The following is a 20,753-nucleotide window of genomic DNA, read 5'->3' as shown; positions in this document are numbered from 1 at the left end:
CAGGTGCATGGTGCACGTGACCGCACCGACGATCACGGACACCGCGTACGGTGCGGGCATGGTCCTGAGCGTGCGCGACGCCCTGCACCACCCCGTGGTCGTCGACGCCCAGCCGGAGCTGCTCAGCGGCGGGGAGGGTCTGGGGGCACCGGTCCGGTGGGTGCACTCCAGCGAGATCTACGAGATCGGGCCGCTGCTGCGCGGTGGGGAGCTGCTGCTGACGACGGGCCTGGGGGTGGCGACGGTCGACGCGGGCGCGCGCCGGCACTACGTGCGCGACCTGGCCGACCGGGGGGTCGCCGCCCTGGCCGTGGAGGTGGGCCGGTCGCTGCCGCAGGTGCCGCCGGAGATGGCCGACGAGGCCGCCCGCCGGGGTTTCCCGCTGGTGGCGCTGCGGGAGGTGGTGCCCTTCACGCGCATCTCCGAGACGCTGAACACGGTCATCATCGGCGACGCGACGCTGCGGCTGCGGTTCGCCGAACGGGTCACCGCGGCCGTCGAGGGCGCCCAGGTCGAGGAGCGCGGGCTGTCGGGGCTGCTGTCGGCGGTGGGCGACCTGGTGCACCGACCGCTCGTGCTCGTCTCGGCCGCCGGTGCCCTCGTCGCGGCCGCCGGGACGGCCACCGACCGCGAGGCCTGGCGCGTCGTGGAGGGTGGCGGCCACCGCGCGCCGGTCGTGGTCCGCGGGCGGGAGTGGGGCGTGGTGGCCGTCGGCGCCCCGCCGGCGGACGAGGACCCGGGGGTGGGCGGGGTCGTCGACGAGGAGGACCTGGTGACGGCCCTGCGCCGGCTCGTGCCCGCCCTGGCGGTGGAGGTGATGCGCGCCCAGCGCGCCCCCAGCCGCTCCGACCAGCTCGCCGAGGGGCTGCTGGCCGAGCTCGCCGACGGCTCCCCACCGGCCGACACCGACGTCCTCGTGCGCGCCGGCGCCGCCGGTTTCCACCCCGGCGGCGGGGACGTCGTGGTCGCCGTGGCCGTCGAGGCCCCCGAGAGCCGGGCCGCTTCGGCGGTGCTGGACTCCGCGGCCCGCAGCACCGGCGGGGTGCTGCTGCGCGGCCGCGTCGGGGCCGAGGTGCTCGGGTTGTTCGCCCTGGCCGACGACGGCGACCCGGTGCGGGTGGTGGCCGCCGCCGTGGAGCGGGCGTGGCAGCGCGCCGGGCGTCCCCCGCTGCGCGTCGCGGTGGGCGAACCGGTGCGCACCGGGCGCCCCGCGGTGGGCTGGCGGTGGTCCCTGGGGCGGGCCCGGGCGACCCTGGCCGTGGCCGGGACCACCCCGGCGCCGGTGCCGGGGACGACCGCGCCGGGGACCGCGACGCCGGTGACCACGAGCCGGGTGTGGGTCCTGGACCTGCTGCTGCGCGACGCCGGCCCGGCCGTGCACGACCTGACCGCCGCGGTCCTGGACCCGTTGCAGCGCTGGGACGAACGGCACGGCAGCGACCTGGTCCGTACGGTGGAGACGCACCTGCGGCTGGGCTGCTCCCCCGGTCGCACGGCCGCCGCGCTGCGCATCGGGCGGCAGACCACCTACCAGCGGCTGCGCCGCGCCGAGGAGCTCCTGGGCCACCCCCTCGACGACCCCGACGCCCACGCCGCGCTGCTCGTGGCGGCGGCCGCGGCCCGGTCGGCCGCCGCGGCGCCCGCGGGTCTCAGCGGGTCGCGGGCGGACCGGCCGGCAGGCTCGCCAGCCGGTCGGCCACCCGGCGCGTGAGGTCGGCGCGCTCGGTGTCGTCGAGCCAGGCGGCCTCGACGGCGTTGCGGGTGAACCGGGCGAGCTGCTCGGTGCCGTAGCCGAGGGCTCGCACGAGCGCGCGGAAGTCGTTCACCGCGTCGGTGCCGAACATCGGCGGGTCGTCGGAGTCGATCGTGACGAGCAGCCCCGCGTCGACCATCTGCGCGATGCGCCGGTGGGAACCGTCACCGCTGCCGGAGTACCGGCCGATGTCGCTGGAGACGGGGGTGCAGGTGAACGGCACCCGCTCGGCGACGCACCGGGCGGTGATCCGCTCGTCGTCGACGACGTGGTAGCCGTGGTCGACGCGCTCGCCGCCGAGCACGTCGAGGATCACCTCGACGTGGTGCGGCGGGCCGCTCTCGGAGTGGGCCGTGCGGTGCAGCCCCGCCCGCCCGGCGAGCCGGAACGCCTCGACGAACCGCGCCGGTGGGCCGATGAGCTCGGAGTAGTCCAGCCCGATCCCCACGACCTCCTCCACCCGGTGCTCGACGACCTGCTCGACGAGTTCGCGGGCGGCCGACGGGGTGTCGTTGCGGTTCAGCCCCACCACCAGGCGGCTGGTGATCCCGGTGTCGGTCTCGGCGTCGCGGGCCCCGGCCAGCACCCCGTCCAGGATCGTGCGGTACGGCACCCCGGGGTGACCGGGCGGGCTGAGGAAGATCTCCCGGTGCAGCACGCCGAGGGCCGCACCGCCCGCGGTGAGGGTCTCGTAGGTGACGCGGTGGAAGTCCTCGACGTCGCGCACCACCGACCCGGCGACGTCCAGCACGCGCAGGAACTCGTCGAGGTCCTCGTAGGAGCTGTGGTCGTACAGCGTGCGCTCGGTCCGGCCGCCCTCGACGACGACGCCGTGCTTGCGGGCGAGGTCGAGCACGGTGCGCGCCGGCACGGCGCCGATGAGGTGGTTGTGCAGCGAGACCTTCGGCAGCGCCAGCAGCACGGCCTCGGTGGCGTCGTCGAGGGGCTGGTCCACGGTGTCCTCCCGGGCCGGGGCGCTCAGGGCACCGGGACGACGGGGCGCGCGGCGCCGGGGTGCCAGCCGGGCAGGGAGTCCTCGCCGGTGAGCATCTGCCGCAGGGTGCCGCTGCGGGGCCGGGCCGGCAGCAGCCCCCGGGCGCGCAGGACGGGTGCGAGGTCCTCGACGAACTCCCGGTACCCCTCGTAGCCGCCGTACCAGTTCTCGACGAGGAAACCGTCGACGTCGGTCTGCTCGACGAGCGCCTGCACGTCGTCGGCGACCGACTCCGCGGTGCCGGTGAAGCGCACCCCGCCGAACGTGGAGGGCAGGGAGTCGAGGACCTCCCCCACGGTGGGGCTCGTCCCGTCGGCGTTGCGCCACAGGGAGAGCATGGTGTGCCCCACCTCGGTCGAGACGTCGTCGAGGCCGGCCCGGGGGTCCAGGGCGGTCAGGTCCACCCCCGACCAGCCGAGGAACAGCGCGGCCGTCGCCTCCCGCGTGGGGGTGGCGTCGAGCTCGGCGCGCCGCCGCGCGGCCTCCTCGCGGGTGGGGGCGATGACGAAGCTGGCGCCGTTGACCACCTTGATCGAGTCCGCCGGCCGGCCGGCCTCGGCGGCCCGCGCGCGCAGCCGGGCGACGGTGGCGGCCAGCCGGGCCGGTTCGCGGTCCTGGGTGAAGACGCACTCGGCGTACCGCGCGGCGAACGCGGTCCCGGCGGCGGAGGTCCCGGCCTGGAACAGCGTCGGCGTCCGCTGCGGGGACGGGGTGGCCGGGAAGTAGCCGTCGAAGCTGAAGTACTCCCCCTCGTGGGTGATGCGGTGGACCTTGGCGGGGTCGGCGAAGACGCGCGCGGCCTTGTCGGCCCGGACGGCCCCGTCCTCCCACGCCTCCTGCCACAGCCGCAGGTTCAGGTCGACGAACTCCGCGGCGCGCCGGTACCGCTCGTCGTGGGGCGTCACGTCGCGGCGGCCCAGGAGGCGCACGAGGGCCTGCTGGTTGTCGCTGGTGACGATGTTCCACCCGACGCGGCCGTCGGTGAGGTGGTCCAGGGTGGTGAAGGTGCGGGCGTTCAGCAGCGGCTGCTGGGCCGTCGTGGAGGCGGTCGCGACGAAACCGATGCGCGGTGCGGCCGACACCAGCCCGGCGACGAGGGCCAGCGGGTCGTGCACCGGGAACTGGACGGCCTCCCGGATGACGGCCTCGGGGACGTCACCGGCGTCGTCCATGGGGTAACCGATGGCCTCGGCGAGGAAGAGGAAGTCGAACCCGGCCTCGTCGAGCCGGCGCGCGAGGTCCTGCCAGAAACCCAGCGTGGCGAAACCGCTCGTGTCGCCCCGCGGGTGGTGCCAGGTGTTCGCGATGAAGTTCGGGGTGAACTCCTCGAACGCGCCCAGGATCAGTTCCTTGCCCACGAGTGCACCTCACGTCGACGACCGGTTGCGGTCCGTGGAGCGTAGGGCAGGCCCGGCCGGGGCCCGGACCCGCGGGGACCGGGCGCGACGGATCGTTTCGCAGCCGTAACGAGGCCGAAACAGGGTGGGGGGACGATCGGGCGGTCCCCACGCGCCGACCGCGCGACCACCGACGCGGAGGCCACACCGTGGAACGCGAGTTCACCCTCAGACTGCCCGGCTGGATCGACGACGAGCTGACCGGCGTCCCCACCGTCCTGCCCACCCGCGAGGACCGGATGCGCCTGGTGCACCGCCTCGCGGCGCGCAACTTCCGCGAGGGCGGCGGCGGGCCCTTCGCCGCGGTCGTCGTGGAGTCCGACACCGGGGCGCTCGTCAGCGTCGGCGTCAACGTCGTCCTGTCGAGCCGCATCTCCTCCGGGCACGCCGAGGTCGTGGCGCTGGGGCTGGCCCAGGCCGGCGTCGGCGACTGGGACCTGGGCGCCCCCGGGGCGCCGCGGCGCGAGCTCGTCGTGAACTGGCGGCCGTGCGCGCAGTGCTACGGGGCGACCCTGTGGTCGGGGGTGCGGACGCTGGTCGTCGCGGGGCAGGGGCCGGAGCTGGAGGAGATCACCGGTTTCGACGAGGGCCCGGTGCGCGAGGACTGGGCCGAGCAGTTCGAGGCCCGCGGGATCGGGGTCGTGCAGGACGTGCTGCGCGAGGAGGCCCTGGCGGTCTTCCGCGACTACGCCGAGCACGTGGCGGCGACCTCGGCGGTCGTCTACAACGCCCGCGGGACGGGGGCCGCGCGGGGTCCGGCCGTCCCGGCGGGCAGCTGACCCGCCGGGGCCGGCCGGTCCGCGGGCCTCAGTTCGGCTGACCCAGCGGGGTCGCCGTGAACCCGCCCCCGACGAGGTCGACCACCTCGTCGGGGTCGGCCGCGGCCAGGACCTGCTCGGCGAACTCCTCGGAGTCGTCCCGCGGGTCGTAACCGATGGCCTCGCCCTCGGCCAGCGACCACCAGCGGCGGGTGTTCCGGGAGATCCCCCACACGCTGCGCCAGCCCGTCACCGCGGGGTCCACGGCCGCCGCGACGAGCCGCACGCAGTCCTCGTACGACATCCACGTGGCCAGCGCCCGGACGTTCTGCGGTCGCTCGAAGCAGGAGCCGATGCGCACGGCCACGACGTCGAGGCCGGCGCGCTCGACGAACAACCGCCCCAGGGACTCCCCCGCCGTCTTGCTCCACCCGTAGTAGGTGTCGGGGCGGAACGGCTCGTCGGCCGGGACGACGACCCCCTCCCGGCGCGCCACCATCCCGACGGCGTGGTTGCTGGAGGCGAGCACGACCTTGCGCACCCCGAGCCGGGCGCACGCGTCGAGCAGCGTCCAGGTGCCGTGCACGTTGGCGTCCAGGACCTGCTCCCAGGGGGCCTCGCGGCTCTGCCCGGCCAGGTGGACGACGGCGTCGACGCCCTCCAGGGCCCGCTCCACGACGGCGGTGTCGGTGACGGAGCCCGTGACGAGGTCGCCGTCGAGGCCGTCGGGGTGGGCGAGGTCCATCGACCGCACGCGGTACCCCGCGGCCAGCAGCCGGGGGACGAGTTCACGGCCGAGTCCGCCTGCGGAACCGGTGACGAGCAGGTGCGGGAGCGGGGTCACCCTGAGGTCATAGCATGACCGGGTGCCAGAGGGAACCGAGCAGCGCCGCTCCTACCGCAAGGGGGTCGAGCGCCGCCAGCAGATCCTCGACCACGCCATCGGCCTGTTCGCCGAACGCGGGGTCGACGGCGCGTCGCTGCGTTCGGTGGGCGACAGCATCGGTGTTTCCCACGCGGCCCTGCGGCACTACTTCAGCTCGCGCGACGAACTGCTCGTGGAGGTGTACCGCGAGCACGAGCAGCGCACGCAGGACGGGGAGGTGCCGCCGGACCGGGGCGCGGTGGAGGGGATGGCCCGCTCCGCCGACCGCAACCGCGTCGTGCCCGGTCTGGTGCAGCTGTACTCGACCCTGACCTCCGACGCCCTGCAGGACCGGCACCCGCTGACGCGGGAGTTCATCCGGGAACGTTTCGCCCGGGTGCGCGACGAGCTCGCCGCGAAGATCGCCGAGGGGCAGCGGGCCGGCCGCATCGCCGCCGACGTCGACGCCGCCGACGCCGCGTCGCTGGTCATCGCCGCCTCCGACGGCCTGCAGGTGCAGTGGCTGCTGGAACCGGGCGCCGTCGACGTGCGGCGCTCGCTGGAACTGCTGGAGCGGTTGCTGCCCAGCGGTGACGGGGAGGGCGGCGGCTAGGTCAGCAGCCGCAGGAGGCGCGGACGACGAGTTCGGCCGGCAGCACCTGCCGTTCCTCGCCCGTGCCGGGGTCCAGCACCCGCGCCACGGCGGCCCGGGCCATGGCCGCCACCGGCTGGCGCACCGTCGTCAGCTGCGGGTTCGTGAACTCGGTCTCGACGGTCCCGTCGAAGCTGACGACGGCGAGGTCCTGCGGGACCCGCAGGCCCAGTTCGGCCGCGGCCCGCAGGACCCCCACGGCCTGCAGGTCCGAGGAGACGAACACCGACCGCGGGCGGTCCGGTCCGCCGAGCAGCCGCGACCCCGCCTCGAGACCGCCGTGCCGGGAGAACTCCCCCCGCGCGATCGGCCCGGCGGCCACCCCGGCGTCCCGGGCCGCGGCCCGCCAGCCCTGTTCCCGCAGTTCCCCGGCCTCGCCGCCGATCACGAGCCCCACCGGGCCGTGGCCGTGGGCCAGCAGGTGGGCGGTGCCGGTGCGGGCCCCGCCGAACGCGTCGACCCCCAGGCTCGGCAGGCCCGGCACCTCGAAGAAGGTGTTGAGCAGGACGAGCGGGACGCCGGGCCGGGTGTGGTCCACGAGGTCGGGCCGGGCCAGGACGCTGGTGAGGATGAGGGCGTCCACCCCGCGGGCGGCGAGGGTGTCGATGCGCCGGTGCTCGGCCTCGGCTCCGCCGTCGGTGCTGGCGAGCAGGACGTCGTACCCGCGCTGGGCGGCGACGTCGTCGACGGCCAGCGCGAACTGCGCCCACAGCGGGTTGGACAGGTCCGGCACGACGTGGCCGATCAGCCGGGACGACCCGCGCCGCAACGCCTGCGCCGTGGTGTTGGGCCGGTAGCCGAGGACCTCGATGGCTTCTCGGACCTTCGCCGCGGTCGCCGCGGCCACCGGGCGCGGGCCGTCGTTGACGACGTAGCTGACGACGGCGGGGCTCACCCCGGCGTACCGGGCGACGTCGGCCCGCGTGACGGTCACGGCAGGACTGTAGACGCTCCCACCGCGGGGGACCCCCCACCGCCAGGGGCCGACCGTGGCGAGCTGCTCGGAGCTGCCCTCGGTGCCGACGCAGCGGGAGCGGGACCCGCGCACGCCGGGGGTGACCGGGGGAGAACCTCTCCGCTCGGGGGTGGCACCGGGAGCGTCGCGCGTCGGGTCCCCACGTGACAACCCCCTCGTCGCAGGGTGCGCGACGAGGGGGTCGGTCCGTGCGGGTCAGCCGAGGGTGGCCGCCGAGGGGTCCCAGTCCTCGGGCAGCGGCGCGACGGGGTCGACCGTCGAGGTCACGTCCACGCCCGCCCCCTGCGCGGCGGCGTCCCGGACGGCCAGCAGCACGTCCAGGACGTGCGCGGCCACGGCCCCCGAGGCGCGCTCGGTGCCGCCCGTGCGGATCGCGCGGGCCAGGTCCAGCACGCCGGAACCGCGCCCGAAGGTCGACCCGACGGCCGGGACCGTCGTCGGCTCGGCCTGGCCGTAGCGCCACAGCGTCGAGTCGCCGTCGAAGGTGTTCGGGTCCGGCAGGACGATCGTGCCCTCGGTCCCGTTGATCTCGACGAAGCCGTTCCGCGGCAGGGCGTGCTGGAACGAGAACGTCGACTGCGCCGACTGCCCGCCGTCGAACTCGATGAGCGCGGCGTGGTGCGTGGGCACCTCGACCGGGAAGGTCTCCCCCGCCCGCGGACCCGAGGCGATGGTGCGGCGCTCGACGGACTTGGAGGAGACCGCCTGCACGCGGCGGGCCGAGCCGAACGCGTGGACGAGGGTCGTCACGTAGTACGGCCCCATGTCGAACAGCGGGCCGGCGCCGTGGGCGAACAGGAAGTCCGGGTTCGGGTGCCACGCCTCCGGACCGGGGACGTGGAACATCGTCGTCGCCGACAGCGGCTGCCCGATGTCGCCGCGGGCGATGGCGCGCAGCGCGGTCTGGATCCCGGCGCCCAGGACGGTGTCGGGGGCGCACGCGACGCGCAGGCCGAGCCGGTCGGCGTCGGCCAGCAGCGCCAGGGCCGACTCGGCGTCCAGCGCGAGGGGCTTCTCGCTCCACACGTGCTTGCCGGCGGCCAGGACCTGACGGCCGACCTCGGCGTGCGCGGCGGGGATCGTGAGGTTGACGACGATCTCGACGTCGTCGCGGGCCAGGAGGTCCTCGACCGACCCCGAGGCCGGCACGCCGAACGCCTCGGCCTGCGCCTTCGCGCGGTCCAGGGCGATGTCGGCGACGAAGCGGACCTCGACGTCGGGGAACTTGGTGAGGTTCTCCAGGTACTGGGTCGAGATGTTCCCGGCCCCGATGAGGCCGATGCCCACGCGCGTCACTCGTCGTTCTCCTGCAGCCACTGGAGGGAGGAGGCGATGCCGTCGAAGACGTCGCCGGAGTACGCGTCGAACTCGATGACCCGCAGCGCCTGCGGGGCGGCGGCCAGGATGCCGGGGACGTCGATCTCGCCCTGCCCGGCGGGCTGCTGCTGGGAGGTGTCGGTGCTGCGCGCACCGTCCTTAACGTGGATGAGCTTCACCCGGTCCCCGAGGGTCCTCAGCAGCGCGGGGGTGTCGGCGCCGCCGACGCTGGCCCAGAACGTGTCGACCTCCAGGACGACCCCCGGGGCGAGCTTCTCGGCGAACAGCTCCAGGACGGGGCGGCCGTCGACGGTGTTCTCCAGCTCCCAGTGGTGGTTGTGGTACCCGAACTCGAGGACGTACTCGTGCGCCAGGGCGCTGAGCTCGTTGACGCGGTCGGCGATCCGGGCGACGTCGTCGGCGGTCCGCCAGCGCTCGGCGGGGACGAACGGGTCGATGACCGTGGTGATGCCGAGGTCGTTGGCGGCCTCGAAGACCTGCCGCGGGTTCTCCGCGTCGATGACGGCGGCGTGACCGGAGGGGGCGCTGACCCCCGCGGCGGCGAACGCGGCCTTGTACTCGGCGGTGCGGGTGTGGAACGCGTACGGCTCCACCTGGGTCAGGCCGATCTCGGCCAGGCGGGCCACCGCGGCGGACAGGTCCTGCTGCACGGCGTCGCGCACCGAGTACAGCTGGACGGAGGGTTTCCGGGACACCACGAGACTCCTTCGTTCCGGGACGGACGTCGGCCGGCGCGCCACCGCGCGGGCGCGGTGGGCGGTCGACCGCGGACGAGCCTACACCCGAACCTTCCACTGGAAGGTATTCACGGGCACCGTCGGCGACCGCCCGTCCCGCGTATGGTGACCCCAGTCCCCACGGGACCACCGCGTCCAACCCGGGCGCCCAGGCCCCCTCGAGCGAGGTGCGCGTGGACCACCGGACGACGCCGTGAGCGACTCCTCGCTGCTGGCCGCCGTGGCCGCGCTCGCCGGGTCCGCCGCCGGGGACGCGACCCCCGAGGACCTCCTGCGCCGGCTCGTCGAGGTCGTCGCCGAGCACCTCGACGGCGTCGACGGCGCCGGCGTCGTCCTCGCCGGCGACGACGGGCTGCGGCTCGTCCACGTCACCGGCGCCGACGTCGACCAGCCCGAGCTGGTGCAGGCGGCCACCGGGACCGGGCCCTGCCACGACGCCGCCGTCTTCGAGGTGGAGGTCGTCGTCGACGACCTGAGCGACCCGGTGCAGACCGCCTGGCCCGAGTACGTCGAGCGGGCGCTGGTCCTGGGGTACCGGTCCGTCGTGGCGGTCCCGCTCGTCGACCGCGGGCGGGTGCAGGGCGTCCTGGACGTCTACCGCCGCCGGCCCGGCACCTGGCAGGAGTCGGAGCTGCAGTGGGTGCGGGTCGTGGCGCACCTGGCCGCCTCCTACCTCGTCATCGCCGCCGACCGGGACCGTGCCCGGCGGGCCCAGCGCGAGCTGCAGCACGCCAGCACCCACGACGCGCTCACCGGGCTGGCCAACCGGGTGCTGCTGTTCGACCGCCTGGAGCACGCCCTGAGCTCCGCCCGGCGCCACGGCCGGTCCGTCGCGGTCCTGTTCATCGACCTCGACCGCTTCAAGGCCATCAACGACACGTTCGGCCACGCCGCCGGGGACCAGGTCCTGACCACCGTGGCCGCGCGGCTGAGCGCGCAGCTGCGCGACACCGACACGCTGGCGCGCCTGGCGGGCGACGAGTTCGTCCTCGTCTGCGAGGACCTGCCCGAGATCGGCGCCCTCCTGGGGCGGTTGCGCCGGGCGCTGTCCCAGCCCCTGCGCGTCGACGACGTCGACCTCGTCGTCTCGGCCAGCATCGGCGTCGCGCACAGCACCGGCACCTCCACCGCCGACGAGCTGCTCGCCGAGGCCGACCGGGTGATGTACGCCGACAAGCACCACTCCCCCGGCCCCTCCCGCGCGGCCCGGGCCGCCGTCGCCCACCAGCTCGAGCACCAGCTGGCGCGCGCCCTGCCCGACGGGCGGCTGCGCCTGCACTACCAGCCCATCACCGACGGCACCGGCGCCGTCGAGACCGTGGAGGCCCTGCTGCGCTGGCAGCACCCGACGCGCGGGCTGCTGCCCGCCGCGGAGTTCATCGACCTGGCCGGCCGCACCGGGCTGGTCGTCGGCATGGGCCGCTGGGTCGTGGACCAGGCCTGCGCGCAGGTGGCCCGGTGGCGGCGGGTGCACGGCGCGGCGGCCCCCCGCACCGTCTGGGTCAACGTCAGCGCCCGCGAGCTGGCCGACCCCGGTTTCGCCGGCGCGCTCGGCACCGCCGTGCAGGAGCACGGGATCGAGCCGGCCGACGTGGGGCTCGAACTGCTGGAGGGCGACTTCGCCGACGCGCGCGTCGTGGCCGCACTGCACGCCCACCACCTGCGGGGCCACCCGCTGTCCGTCGACGACTTCGGGACCGGGTACTCCTCCCTGTCGCGGCTGGTCGAGCTGCCCGTCACCCGGGCCAAGATCGACCGCTCGCTCGTCGCCGGCGTCGGCGGCGACCCGCGCCGGCGCGCCCTGGTCGACGCCGTCGTGACCGTCGCCGGCGGCCTGGGCCTGGACGTCGTCGCCGAGGGCGTCGAGACCGCCGACCAGGCCCGGGCCGTGCTGTCCGCCGGGTGCCGCTACCTGCAGGGTTTCCACTGCGGGGCCCCCGCACCCGCCGAGACGGTCCAGCTGCGCTGGGGCGGGTGAGGGCGGCCGGTTCAGTCCAGGCCGCGGGCGGCCAGCGCCTCGCCGAGCTGCTCGGCGTGCGCGACGGTCCGCACCACCGTCGGCACGAGCAGGGCGCGGGGGTCCCCGGACAGGCCCCGGGCGGCGGCGGCCTCCCGGGACTCGGCGAGCAGCCGCCCCACGACGGGGACGCTCGTCAGGGTGAGGGTGAACGCGAAAGCCACCCGTTCGGGCTCCACCCCGACCCGGCGCAGGGGGCCCAGCGCCCGGACGACCGCCTCCAGGAGCTCGGGGACGGGCGTGGTGGCGGTCAGCAGGGTCGCGGACCACAGGCAGCTCAGCAGCCCGGCCACGACGGTGGCCGCGACCCAGGGACCCTCGGCCCACGTCTGGACGACGGCGAGCGCCGCCAGGACCCACCAGGTGCGGCGGACCTGGGCGCGCAGCAGCCCGCGGCGCAGCCGGGCGCGGTGGGCGAGCACGGCGAGGACGACGAGGAACGCGCCGAGGGCCAGGGCCGCGGGCACGCCGGGCACGAGCGCGCGGACGGCCCCGACGGCCGCCCCCACCAGGGCGAGGGCGCCGAGCTTGGTGCCGGGGCGGGCGCGGTGCAGCCGGGACGTGCCGGGTTCGGCGGTGCCCAGCAGCGGCGGCGGCGCGGTGAGCCCGCGCGGCGCGCCGAGCCCGCGCCGCACACCGGGCCCCCGCCTCACGCCGAGGCCCGGTAGGCGGCGACGACCTCGGCGGCGGTCCCGTCGGCCCGGACGCGTCCGTCCTCGACCCACAGCGCGCGGTCGGCGCGCGCGGCCAGGTCGAGGTCGTGGGTGGCGACGACGACCTGAGCGACGTGGGCGGGCGGGTCCCGCAGGACGTCACCCACCCGCCGGGCGGTCCGCAGGTCCAGCAGCGTGGTGGGCTCGTCGGCCAGCAGGACGCGCGGTTCGGTGGCCAGGACGGTCGTCAGGGCGAGCAGCTGCCGCTGCCCGGAGGAGGTCTCGCGCACGGAGCGGTCGGCCAGCGCGCCCAGCCCGGCCGCCGCGAGCAGTTCGCGCGCCCGCGCCGTCCGGTCGCGGACCCCGGTGCGGCGCAACGACAGCGCGACGTCCTCGACGGGGGTGGGCATGACGAGCTGGGCGTCGGGGTCGGTGAAGACGAACCCCACGTGGCGGCGCAGCTCCTTGAGCCGTTCCTCGGGGTCGAGGCCGTCGACGAGGACCCGTCCGGCCGAGGGCAGGACGAGGCCGTCGAGCAGCCGCAGGAGGGTGGACTTGCCCGAGCCGTTGGGGCCGACGAGGACGGTGAAGCGGTCCGTCAGCTCCAGGTCCAGCGGGTGCAGGACGACGCGGTCCTCGGCGTCGACCCGCACGGCTTCGAGCCGGATCACGCGCGGGGGGTCCTCAGCGGGTCAGGCGGGGGAACGCGCGGTGCACGGGGGCGGCGACGAGCACGGTGAGGACGACCTTGACGAGGTCGCCGGGCAGGTAGGGCGCGCAGAACCCGGCGGCGGTGACCAGGTCCAGGTGGCCGGCGACCGCCATGCCGGGGATGCCGCCGGCGTAGACGACGCCGATGCCGCCCAGGAGGGCGCCCAGGGCGGTGCCCAGGACGGTGCGGCCGCGGCGCGCGCCGGCGCGGGTGATCCAGCCGACGACGAACGCCGCGAAGGGCCAGGACAGGATGAACCCGGCGCTCGCCCCGGCCAGGACGCCGACGCCGGCGCCGCCGTTGGCGAACACCGGGACGCCCACCAGCCCCACCAGGACGTACAGCGCCGCCGCGGCGGCCCCGCGCCAGGGCCCCAGCACCGCCCCGCACAGCATGATCCCCAGCGTCTGCAGGGTGATCGGGACGCCGAGCCCGCCCACGGCGATGCCGGGGGTCAGGGCCAGGGCGCACACCAGGGCGGCGAACACGGCGACGAGGGCGAGGTCGCGGGAACGGTCGGCGGGACGGCGGATCCCGGCCGTGGGCTTCGACGCCTGCCGCGTGGAGGGGGTCACCCCGGGGAATGTAGCCGAACGGCGCGGCGGTCAGGTCCCGTCCGCCGCGTCCGTCGGGGGCACCGCGCCGCGGCGCCGGGGGCGCTGCCCCCTAGCCTTCGGGACGGACCCCACCGGAGGAGAGCACCGTGAGAGCCGTCGTCGTCCACGCCGCCGCCGACCTGCGGGTCGAGGACGTCCCCGCACCGGAGGTGCCCGAGGGCGGGGCGCTGGTCCGGGTCGTCTACGGCGGCATCTGCGGGTCGGACCTGCACTACGCCCGCGACGGCCGCAACGGCCCGTACGCCGTGACCGAGCCGCTGACCCTGGGCCACGAGGTCGTGGGGGTCGTCGAGCGGCTGGGGGCGGGGGTGGTGGCGCCGGCCGTGGGGACGCGGGTGGCGGTCCACCCGGCGACCCCGTCGGCCCCGGCGGGGGCGGTGGAGCCGACCGGCCTGCACCTGCGCCGGGGCGGGGCGTACCTGGGCAGCGCCTCGACGCAGCCGCACACCCAGGGCGGCCTGACGGAGCTGCTGGCCGTGCGGGCCGCTCAGCTGCGGCCGCTGCCGGACGGCCTGCCGCTGCGGCGGGCGGTGCTGGCCGAGCCGCTGGCCGTGGCGCTGCACGGGGTGGGGCGGCTGGGGTCGCGGGTGGCGGGGGCCCGGGCGCTGGTCAGCGGGGCGGGTCCGATCGGGGCGCTGGCGGTGGCCGCGCTCAAGCACGCGGGGGCCGCGCACGTCACGGCCGCCGACCTGCAGGCGCTGCCGCTGGCGGTGGCCGGGCGGGTCGGCGCCGACGCGCTGGTGGACCTCTCGGCCGGGGGCACCGTTCCGGAGGAGGCCTTCGACGTCGCCGTGGAGGCGGCGGGGGTCCTGCCCTCGCTGCGGACGGCGATCCGCGCGGTGCGGCCCGGCGGGGCGGTCCTGCAGCTGGGGATCCTGCCCGCCGGCGACCTGCCGGTCCCGGTCTCCGACGTCGTCGCCCGGGAGGTGGCGCTGTTCGGGACGCAGCGCTTCGACACCGAGCTGGACGCGGCGGTGGCGCTGCTGGCGGCGGACGAGTCGCTGGCGGCGGTGGTGACGGACGTGTTCGGGGTCGAGGACGCCGTCGCGGCGTTCGCGCGGGCCGCGGACTCGGCGGCGTCGTCCAAGACGGTCGTGCAGCTGGGCCCGGACCCCGACCTCCCCTGACCCCCCGGTGATCGAGCGCTCCGGTGGTCGGGCACAGCGCTAGAGGACCGCCAGCATCCCGCCGTCGACGTGCAGCACCTGGCCGTTGACGAAGGCCGAGGCGTCGGAGGAGAAGAACAGCAGCGCCCCCACCAGGTCCTCGACCTGCCCCCACCGCCCCGCCGGCGTGCGGGACTCCACCCACCGGCTGAACTCCTCGTCGGCCACCAGCGCGGCGGTCAGCTCGGTGGCGAAGTACCCCGGCCCGATGGCGTTGACCTGGATGCCGGAACCGGCGAGGTCGGCGCACATGCCCTTGGTGAGCATCTTCAGCCCGCCCTTGGTGGCCGAGTACGGCGCGATCCCGGGGCGGACGACCTCGCTCTGGACGGACAGGACGTTGACGATCTTGCCCCGGCCGCGGTCCTGCATCCGCCGCGCCACCGAGCGCGCCACGTAGAACGCGCTGGACAGGTTCACCTCCAGCATCCGGGACCAGTCGGCGTCGCTGAACTCGGTGAACGGGGCCCGCTGCTGCATCCCGGTGTTGTTCACCAGGACCTCGAGGGCGAACCCGTCGGCCTCCAGGCCCGCCACGGCCTCCTCGACGGCCACCGGGTCGGTGACGTCGAAGGCGCGGCCGACGGCCCGACCGGGGCCGTGGTCGCTCAGCCGCGCGGCCACCTCCCCGGCCACGACGGGGTCGCGGCCGTTGACGACGACGGTGGCCCCGGCCCGCACGAGGCCGGTGGCCAGGGCCAGGCCGATCCCGCGGGTGGAGCCGGTGACGAGCGCGACCCGGCCGGTGACGTCGAACAGCGCGGCCGGGTTCACCGGTCCGCGTCGGGGTGCGCGTCGGGGTGCGCGTCGGGGTGGGCGTCGTGCTGCGCGTCGTCGTGGTGCGGGGCGCCGGGGTGGCGCAGGTCGCCGAGCAGCCCGGGGTCGCGGCCCTCCAGCGGGCCCTGCGCCGGGTCGAACTCCTCGGGGTAGCCCTCGGGGACGTGCGGGACCCCGGGCTCACCGGCGCTGCGCGCCTGCCGTTCGGCGGCGACGTCGTCCTCGACGTCGCGGTGGTCGTGCGGGGCGGGGTGGTGGAACTCCTGCGGTGCCGTGGTCACCGGTCCATCCTGCGCGCGGGCGCACCGCGCCGCACGACGGCTTCCAGTCGTACGGACGTTCTGATAGCTTTCCGTCCGTGGCCCGCCGCACCGATCCCGACCGCCGGGACCGCATCGTCGAGACCGTCCTCGACGTCATCGCCGAGCACGGCACCGCGGGCGCCACCTACCGGACCGTCTCCGCGGCCGCCGACGTCCCCCTGGGCTCGATGACGTACCACTTCCCCACCCGCGACGGCATGCTGCTGGCGGCCTTCACGCACCTGGCCGACACCATGCACGCCCGGTTCGACCGCGTCCTGGCCGAACTCCCCCCGGGGTCGGACCCCCGCGAGGGCGTCGTGCGGATCATCGCCGGCGAGGGCGTCGAGCACCGGCGGGACATGGTGCTGCAGACCGAGTTGTGGACCCTCGCCGTCCGGGACGAGCGGTACCGCGAACTCGTCCAGCAGTGGATGTCCCGCTCCCGCGCCTCCCTGGCCCGGTACTTCCCCCCCGACCTGACTCCCGTCATCGACGCCCTGCTCGAAGGCCTGGTCCTGCACAGCTGGATCTCCGTGGAGGGTTTCGACCTCGACCGCGTCCGGGCCGCCGTCCGGCGCCTCACCGGCCCGCTGGAAGGTTTCCCGTGACCGTCTCCCCCACCCGCGTGCGCGCCGCGCTGACGACGGCGTTCGCCTGCACCGGCCTGACCATGGCGACGTGGGTCTCGCGAACCCCCGCGATCCGCGACGTGACCCACTCCAGCACCGGGCAGATGGGTCTGGTCATCGCCGGGCTGTCCGCCGGGTCCCTCGTCGGCATCGCCGTCGGCGGGACGTACGTGGCCCGCGCCGGTGCGCGCTCGGTCGTGCGCACCGGGATGCTCGCCATCGCCGCGGGGTCGGTCGTCGTCGCCGCCGGGGCCGGACTGGGGCACGCCCCGCTCGTCGCGCTCGGCCTGGCCCTGCTCGGGTTCGGGATGGGCTCGGGCGAGATCGCGCTCAACGTCGAGGGCGTCGCCCTGGAGGCCGCGGTCCGGCGCACGGTCGTGCCCAGCCTGCACGGCGCCTACAGCAGCGGCCTGTGCGTCGGGGCCCTGCTCGGGCTGGCCGCCAACGCCACCCGCCTGCCCGTCCCCGCCCACCTGCTGGCCGTCGCCGTCCTCACCGCCGCGGCCACGGGGTGGCTGGTGCGGAACCTGGCGCCCGGCACGGGCCGGGAGGAACGGCGAGCCTCGAACGTGCCCCTGCGCGAGACCGTCGGCGGGTTCCTGTCGGTGTGGCGGGAGACGCGCACCCTGGCCATCGGCGTCATCGTGCTCGGCATGGCCCTCGCGGAGGGTTCGGCCGGGGACTGGCTGCCCCTCATCGTCGTCGACGGCTTCTCCCTCACCGCCACGACGGGAGCGCTGGTCTACGCGTTCTTCGGCGCCGCCATGGCCGCGGGCCGCTTCGGCGGCGGTCACTTCCTCGACCGCCACGGCCGGACCCCCGTCGTGGTCGCCTCGGCCGCGGCGGCCGTCGTCGGCATCGCCCTGGTCTCCTTCGCCCCCGGCATCGAGGTCGCCGTGGCCGGTGTCCTGCTGTGGGGCCTCGGCGCCGCCCTGGGTTTCCCCGTCGCGCTGTCCGCCGCGGGCGACGACCCGGTCGGCGCGGCCCGACGGGTCAGCGCGGTCGCCACCATGGGCTACCTCGCGTTCCTCGTCGGCCCACCCGTCCTGGGGTTCGTGGGCGAGCACGTGGGACTGCGCGGCGCCATCCTGCTCGTGCTCGTCGTGGTCGCCGTGTCCGGCGCCTTCGCACGGGCCGTCGCCGAACCACCCGTCCACCCCGCCCGAGAGGCAGCGTGACCGCATGAGCACCGGAGTGACCGTCCCCCGCGACCTGCCCGCCGCGGACCTCCTCCCCTTCGCCCGCCGCGCCGAGGCGCTGGGTTTCTCCAGCCTCTGGGTCATCGAGGACCTCGGTTTCCGCGGCGGTTTCGCCCAGGCCGCCGCGGCGCTCGCGGTGACCGAGCGGATCGGCGTGGGGCTGGGCATCGCCCCCGCCGCCGCGCGCAACCCCGTCTTCACCGCCATGGAGGCCTCGACCCTGGCCGAGCAGTTCCCCGGCCGCTTCACCCTCGGCCTGGGGCACGGGGTCCCGACCTGGATGCGGCAGGTCGGCGCCTGGAGCAGGAGCCCCCTGACGTCGCTGTCGGAGCACCTCGACGCCGTGCGCCGGCTCCTGCACGGCGAGACCGTGACGGTGGACGGCGACCGCGTGCACCTCGACGGGGTCCGGCTGGAGTTCGCCCCCGAGGTCCCGCCCGCCGTGGTCGCCGGGGTGCGCGGGCCGAAGTCGCTCGCGCTGTCGGGCCGGGTCGCCGACGGCACCCTGCTCGCCGAGCCCGTGACCCCCGAGTACGCGCGCGCCGCCCGCGAGCAGATCGGCGCCGGCCCCGGGCACCGGCTCACCGGGTACGAGCTCGCCGTCGTGGACGACGACCCCGCCGCGGCCCGCGCCGCCGTCCGCCCGGGGCTGCTGTGGGTCGGGACGCCCGACGCGGCCGTCCACACCGCCACCTCCCCCTACGCCGAGGAACTGCTCGCCCTGCGCGCCTCCTGCGCGGACGCGGACGAGTTCACCCGCCGCATGCCCGACGCGTGGGTCGACGACCTCACGCTGGCCGGCACGCCCGACCGCGTGCGGTCGCGGATCGCCGAGCTGCGGGCGGCCGGGCTGGACGAGGTCGTGCTGTTCCCCGTCGGCGACCCGCTGCGGTCCATCGACTCCCTCGCCCGCGCCCTCCCCTGACCGGGCAGCCCCCGCTCCGGAACCGGCCCCCGTCATCGACCCCAACGGTGATCAAGCACTTCGGTGATCAAGCACTTCCGGGGTCAAGCACTTCCGGGGTCAAGCACTTCCGGGGTCACCACGTGCGGCGACGGTTCCGGGGCGCCACCCCGAGGATCTCGCCGACGGCCAGTTCCAGGTCCATCGCCCGCCCGAAGACGTGCCCGGAGTGCGCCACGAGGACCGTCCACCCCTGACCGGCGAGCCAGGCACGCCGCCGGGTGTCCCGGGCGAAGGCCACGGGGCCGGCGTGCGGCTCGAAACCGTCGTACTCGACCGCGAGGCGCCGTTCCTCCCAGCCGGTGTCGAGCCGGTAGTGCCGGCCGTTCGGGCGCTCGACGCGGATCTGCGTCTGCGGGCGGTCGAACCCGGCGTCGACCAGGCGGAGCCGGCACGCGCTCTCCCCCGGGGACTCCGACCCCGCGTCGGCGGCTCGCAGGAGGTGCCGGGCCTGCCCGACACCGCGGTCGCCCCGGACCTCCTCGAGCCGGTCGAGGAGGTCGTCGCGGTCCCGGAGCCCCTGGCGCAGAGCACGGTCCAGCATCGCGATCGCCACGTCGGGCACGCAGTACCGGGCGATGTCGAGGACCGTGCGCTGCACGGTGGTGACGGGCAGGCCGCCGAGGGAGGTGACGTCACCGCGGAGGGTGGACGTGCAGCTCAGGACCCCCGGGCGGCGGACGCGTTCGGCACCGCGGGGGACGGTGCACTCCAGGGGCAGCCGCTCGTGGCGCTCGCGGTGGCTGAACACGTGGAAACCGTGCAGGGCGGCGGCGGTCCGGCGCGAGATCGCCGCTCCCGCGGGCAGGGCCTGGGCCAGGGCGGCGATCCGGTCGGCGTCGTCGAGCGAGAGGTCGACGAGCCGGTGCGCGAGGTCAGCGGTCCGGGGCGGTGGGGACACGGCGGAAGCGTGCCCGACCCGGGTGGGCAGCCCCGGGAGTTGTCCACAAGTGCTTGATCACCGCAGTGCTTGATCACCGCAGTGCTTGATCACCGGGGAGGGGTCGAGCGGGGAGGGGTCAGCTGAAGCCGAACTCACCGGCCAGCACGAGGGCGGCGGCGCCCTGGAGCACGCCGTTCTCGCGCAGGGCGCCCATCCGGACCCGGACGGCGGGGCCGGTGGTGGGCAGCAGCGTCCCCTCCACGGTCTCGGCGGCGGCTTCCAGCAGCGGGCCGTCGAGCAGGTCGGCGGGGCCGGTGAGCAGGACCTCCTCGAGGTCCAGGGCGGCCACGACGGGGGCCAGGACCGTCCCGAGGCGCCGGCCGGCGTCGCGCAGCGCGGCGCGGCGGCGGGCCGGGGTCCGGCCCGCGAGGGTCCGCTCCAGGTAGGCGGGGGCGACGATCGTCTCCAGGCAGCCGCGGCGGCCGCACTCGCACGGCTCCCCCCGGGGGTCGACGGTGAGGTGGCCGATCTCCCCGGCGGCCAGCCGGTGCCCGCGCACGAGGTGGCCGTCCAGGACGATCCCGGCCCCGACCCCCTGGCCGACGACGACGGCCATGAACCCCGAGGAGGACGCCTCGCCGTAGGTGAACTCCGCCAGGGCGGCGGTGTCGGCGTCGTTGGCGACGTGCACCCCGATCCCGAGGGCGGTGGTCAGCGCCTCGGCCAGCGGCAGGTCCTTCCAGCTGAGCCGGACGGACTCGACGATGCCGCCGGCCGCGTCGACGATGCCGGGGGTCCCGATCCCGACCCCGACGACGCGCTGCGGGGAGGAGTCGACGGCGTCGCGGCAGAGCCGTTCCAGCGCCGCGAGCGCGTCCTCGCCCCGCAGGCCGGAGAAGTCCTCGGTGCGCTCGGTGACGACGGTGCCCGTGAGGTCCAGCACGGCGACGCGGGCCAGCGGCAGGCGTTGCAGGTCGACGGCGACGACGTGGTGCTCGGTCGAGCGCAGCCCGACCATCATGGCCGGCTTGCCGACCCGCCCCTCGGGCCGCAGGCCCAGCTCGGCGACGAGGCCGTCGGCGAGCAGCTCCCCCACGATCTCGGAGACGGTGACGCGGGTGAGCCCGGTGGCGCGGGCCAGGTCGGCGCGCGAGACCGGACCGGAGTGGAAGAGGAGCCCGAGCACGACCGCGCGGTTGTGGGCCCGCGCCTGGGTCGGGAGCACCTTGGCGCTGGGCCGCAGGCCCCGGGTCGACGTGCGCCAGGGGGTGGGGTGCGGCCGCACGGTGGCGACGGGCGGGCTGGTCACACGGATTAGTTTCCACCACGTACGAACTTCCGGCAAGCACCCCTTCACGAGA

At 76.1% G+C, this 20,753-nt stretch carries 21 protein-coding genes; 8 read left to right on the top strand and 13 right to left on the bottom strand.

Features of this window, described 5'->3' with window-relative positions; genetic code table 11:
* The first annotated feature begins 16 nt into the window (after positions 1-16).
* Positions 17-1,711 (top strand): PucR family transcriptional regulator ligand-binding domain-containing protein, encoded by a 1,695-nt coding sequence (locus BJ968_RS15990; RefSeq protein WP_179753495.1) that lies wholly within the window; start codon positions 17-19, stop codon positions 1,709-1,711.
* Here BJ968_RS15990 and add read toward each other — a convergent pair.
* Positions 1,650-2,708, bottom strand: coding sequence for an adenosine deaminase (gene add / locus BJ968_RS15985; protein WP_343078074.1), 1,059 nt, complete (start codon positions 2,706-2,708; stop codon positions 1,650-1,652). The two genes, BJ968_RS15990 and add, sit on opposite strands and share 62 nt — an antisense overlap.
* Before the next feature lie 23 nt (positions 2,709-2,731).
* Complete coding sequence (locus tag BJ968_RS15980) at positions 2,732-4,105, bottom strand: NtaA/DmoA family FMN-dependent monooxygenase (RefSeq protein ID WP_179753494.1); 1,374 nt, start codon at positions 4,103-4,105, stop codon at positions 2,732-2,734.
* A gap of 188 nt (positions 4,106-4,293) precedes the next feature.
* On the opposite strand from BJ968_RS15980, the gene BJ968_RS15975 reads away from it, so the two are divergent.
* Positions 4,294-4,923, top strand: coding sequence for a tRNA-specific adenosine deaminase (locus BJ968_RS15975; RefSeq protein ID WP_179753493.1), 630 nt, complete (start codon positions 4,294-4,296; stop codon positions 4,921-4,923).
* Positions 4,924-4,951: 28 nt separating this feature from the next.
* Here the strand turns inward: BJ968_RS15975 and BJ968_RS15970 are convergent, their stop codons facing one another.
* A complete protein-coding gene (locus BJ968_RS15970) occupies positions 4,952-5,746 on the bottom strand; it encodes an NAD-dependent epimerase/dehydratase family protein (RefSeq protein WP_179753492.1) in 795 nt (264 codons plus the stop codon).
* 22 nt (positions 5,747-5,768) lie between these two features.
* On the opposite strand from BJ968_RS15970, the gene BJ968_RS26800 reads away from it, so the two are divergent.
* The gene (locus BJ968_RS26800; RefSeq protein ID WP_179753491.1) at positions 5,769-6,380 is read left to right on the top strand and encodes a TetR family transcriptional regulator C-terminal domain-containing protein; all 612 of its coding nucleotides are present in this window, start codon (positions 5,769-5,771) and stop codon (positions 6,378-6,380) included.
* A gap of 1 nt (position 6,381) precedes the next feature.
* Here the strand turns inward: BJ968_RS26800 and BJ968_RS15960 are convergent, their stop codons facing one another.
* The 3 genes from BJ968_RS15960 to BJ968_RS15950 form a co-directional block, all read right to left on the bottom strand.
* On the bottom strand, positions 6,382-7,353 hold the full coding sequence (locus BJ968_RS15960) for a substrate-binding domain-containing protein (protein WP_179753489.1): 972 nt from the start codon (positions 7,351-7,353) through the stop codon (positions 6,382-6,384).
* 237 nt (positions 7,354-7,590) lie between these two features.
* Positions 7,591-8,691 carry a Gfo/Idh/MocA family oxidoreductase gene (locus tag BJ968_RS15955; protein ID WP_179753487.1) on the bottom strand — a complete coding sequence of 367 codons (1,101 nt, stop codon included), beginning with the start codon at positions 8,689-8,691 and terminating at the stop codon, positions 7,591-7,593.
* The gene (locus BJ968_RS15950; protein ID WP_179753485.1) at positions 8,688-9,428 is read right to left on the bottom strand and encodes a TIM barrel protein; all 741 of its coding nucleotides are present in this window, start codon (positions 9,426-9,428) and stop codon (positions 8,688-8,690) included. The genes BJ968_RS15955 and BJ968_RS15950 overlap by 4 nt, the downstream gene beginning before the upstream one ends.
* Positions 9,429-9,663: 235 nt before the next feature.
* On the opposite strand from BJ968_RS15950, the gene BJ968_RS15945 reads away from it, so the two are divergent.
* Positions 9,664-11,448 carry an EAL domain-containing protein gene (locus BJ968_RS15945; protein WP_179753483.1) on the top strand — a complete coding sequence of 595 codons (1,785 nt, stop codon included), beginning with the start codon at positions 9,664-9,666 and terminating at the stop codon, positions 11,446-11,448.
* Positions 11,449-11,459: 11 nt separating this feature from the next.
* On the opposite strand, the gene BJ968_RS15940 is transcribed toward BJ968_RS15945, so the two are convergent.
* The 3 genes from BJ968_RS15940 to BJ968_RS15930 are packed head-to-tail and all read right to left on the bottom strand — an operon-like array spanning position 11,460 to position 13,427.
* Positions 11,460-12,140: a CbiQ family ECF transporter T component gene (locus BJ968_RS15940; RefSeq protein WP_218885094.1), complete on the bottom strand. Its 681-nt coding sequence runs from the start codon at positions 12,138-12,140 to the stop codon at positions 11,460-11,462.
* Positions 12,137-12,811, bottom strand: a complete 675-nt coding sequence (locus tag BJ968_RS15935) for an ATP-binding cassette domain-containing protein (RefSeq protein WP_179753481.1) — start codon at positions 12,809-12,811, stop codon at positions 12,137-12,139. Before BJ968_RS15935 ends, BJ968_RS15940 begins: the two co-directional genes overlap by 4 nt.
* A 13-nt stretch (positions 12,812-12,824) precedes the next feature.
* Positions 12,825-13,427, bottom strand: coding sequence for a biotin transporter BioY (locus BJ968_RS15930; protein ID WP_179753479.1), 603 nt, complete (start codon positions 13,425-13,427; stop codon positions 12,825-12,827).
* Between the two features lie 128 nt (positions 13,428-13,555).
* Here BJ968_RS15930 and BJ968_RS15925 point away from each other — a divergent pair, with 128 nt between their 5' ends.
* Positions 13,556-14,596, top strand: a complete 1,041-nt coding sequence (locus BJ968_RS15925) for an alcohol dehydrogenase catalytic domain-containing protein (RefSeq protein WP_179753477.1) — start codon at positions 13,556-13,558, stop codon at positions 14,594-14,596.
* Positions 14,597-14,635: 39 nt separating this feature from the next.
* On the opposite strand, the gene BJ968_RS15920 is transcribed toward BJ968_RS15925, so the two are convergent.
* Positions 14,636-15,409 carry an SDR family oxidoreductase gene (locus BJ968_RS15920; RefSeq protein ID WP_179753475.1) on the bottom strand — a complete coding sequence of 258 codons (774 nt, stop codon included), beginning with the start codon at positions 15,407-15,409 and terminating at the stop codon, positions 14,636-14,638.
* Positions 15,406-15,693 (bottom strand): hypothetical protein, encoded by a 288-nt coding sequence (locus BJ968_RS26795; RefSeq protein ID WP_179753473.1) that lies wholly within the window; start codon positions 15,691-15,693, stop codon positions 15,406-15,408. The genes BJ968_RS15920 and BJ968_RS26795 overlap by 4 nt, the downstream gene beginning before the upstream one ends.
* Positions 15,694-15,770: 77 nt before the next feature.
* Here BJ968_RS26795 and BJ968_RS26790 point away from each other — a divergent pair, with 77 nt between their 5' ends.
* The 3 genes from BJ968_RS26790 to BJ968_RS15900 are packed head-to-tail and all read left to right on the top strand — an operon-like array spanning position 15,771 to position 18,470.
* Positions 15,771-16,325 (top strand): TetR family transcriptional regulator, encoded by a 555-nt coding sequence (locus BJ968_RS26790; protein WP_179753471.1) that lies wholly within the window; start codon positions 15,771-15,773, stop codon positions 16,323-16,325.
* Positions 16,241-17,524, top strand: a complete 1,284-nt coding sequence (locus BJ968_RS15905) for an MFS transporter (protein ID WP_343078266.1) — start codon at positions 16,241-16,243, stop codon at positions 17,522-17,524. Before BJ968_RS26790 ends, BJ968_RS15905 begins: the two co-directional genes overlap by 85 nt.
* 4 nt (positions 17,525-17,528) lie before the next feature.
* Positions 17,529-18,470, top strand: a complete 942-nt coding sequence (locus tag BJ968_RS15900; RefSeq protein ID WP_179753469.1) for an LLM class flavin-dependent oxidoreductase — start codon at positions 17,529-17,531, stop codon at positions 18,468-18,470.
* A 115-nt stretch (positions 18,471-18,585) separates the two neighbouring features.
* Here the strand turns inward: BJ968_RS15900 and BJ968_RS15895 are convergent, their stop codons facing one another.
* Both BJ968_RS15895 and BJ968_RS15890 read right to left on the bottom strand, forming a co-directional pair.
* Positions 18,586-19,410, bottom strand: a complete 825-nt coding sequence (locus BJ968_RS15895) for a PDDEXK family nuclease (protein WP_179753467.1) — start codon at positions 19,408-19,410, stop codon at positions 18,586-18,588.
* Positions 19,411-19,528: 118 nt separating this feature from the next.
* On the bottom strand, positions 19,529-20,701 hold the full coding sequence (locus tag BJ968_RS15890; RefSeq protein ID WP_343078072.1) for an ROK family transcriptional regulator: 1,173 nt from the start codon (positions 20,699-20,701) through the stop codon (positions 19,529-19,531).
* Positions 20,702-20,753: the final 52 nt, after the last annotated feature.

The organism is Kineococcus aurantiacus (genome assembly GCF_013409345.1).
Taxonomy (GTDB): domain Bacteria; phylum Actinomycetota; class Actinomycetes; order Actinomycetales; family Kineococcaceae; genus Kineococcus; species Kineococcus aurantiacus.
The sequence above is the reverse complement of the archived record's forward strand: the minus strand, read 5'-3'. Positions and strand labels throughout refer to the sequence as shown.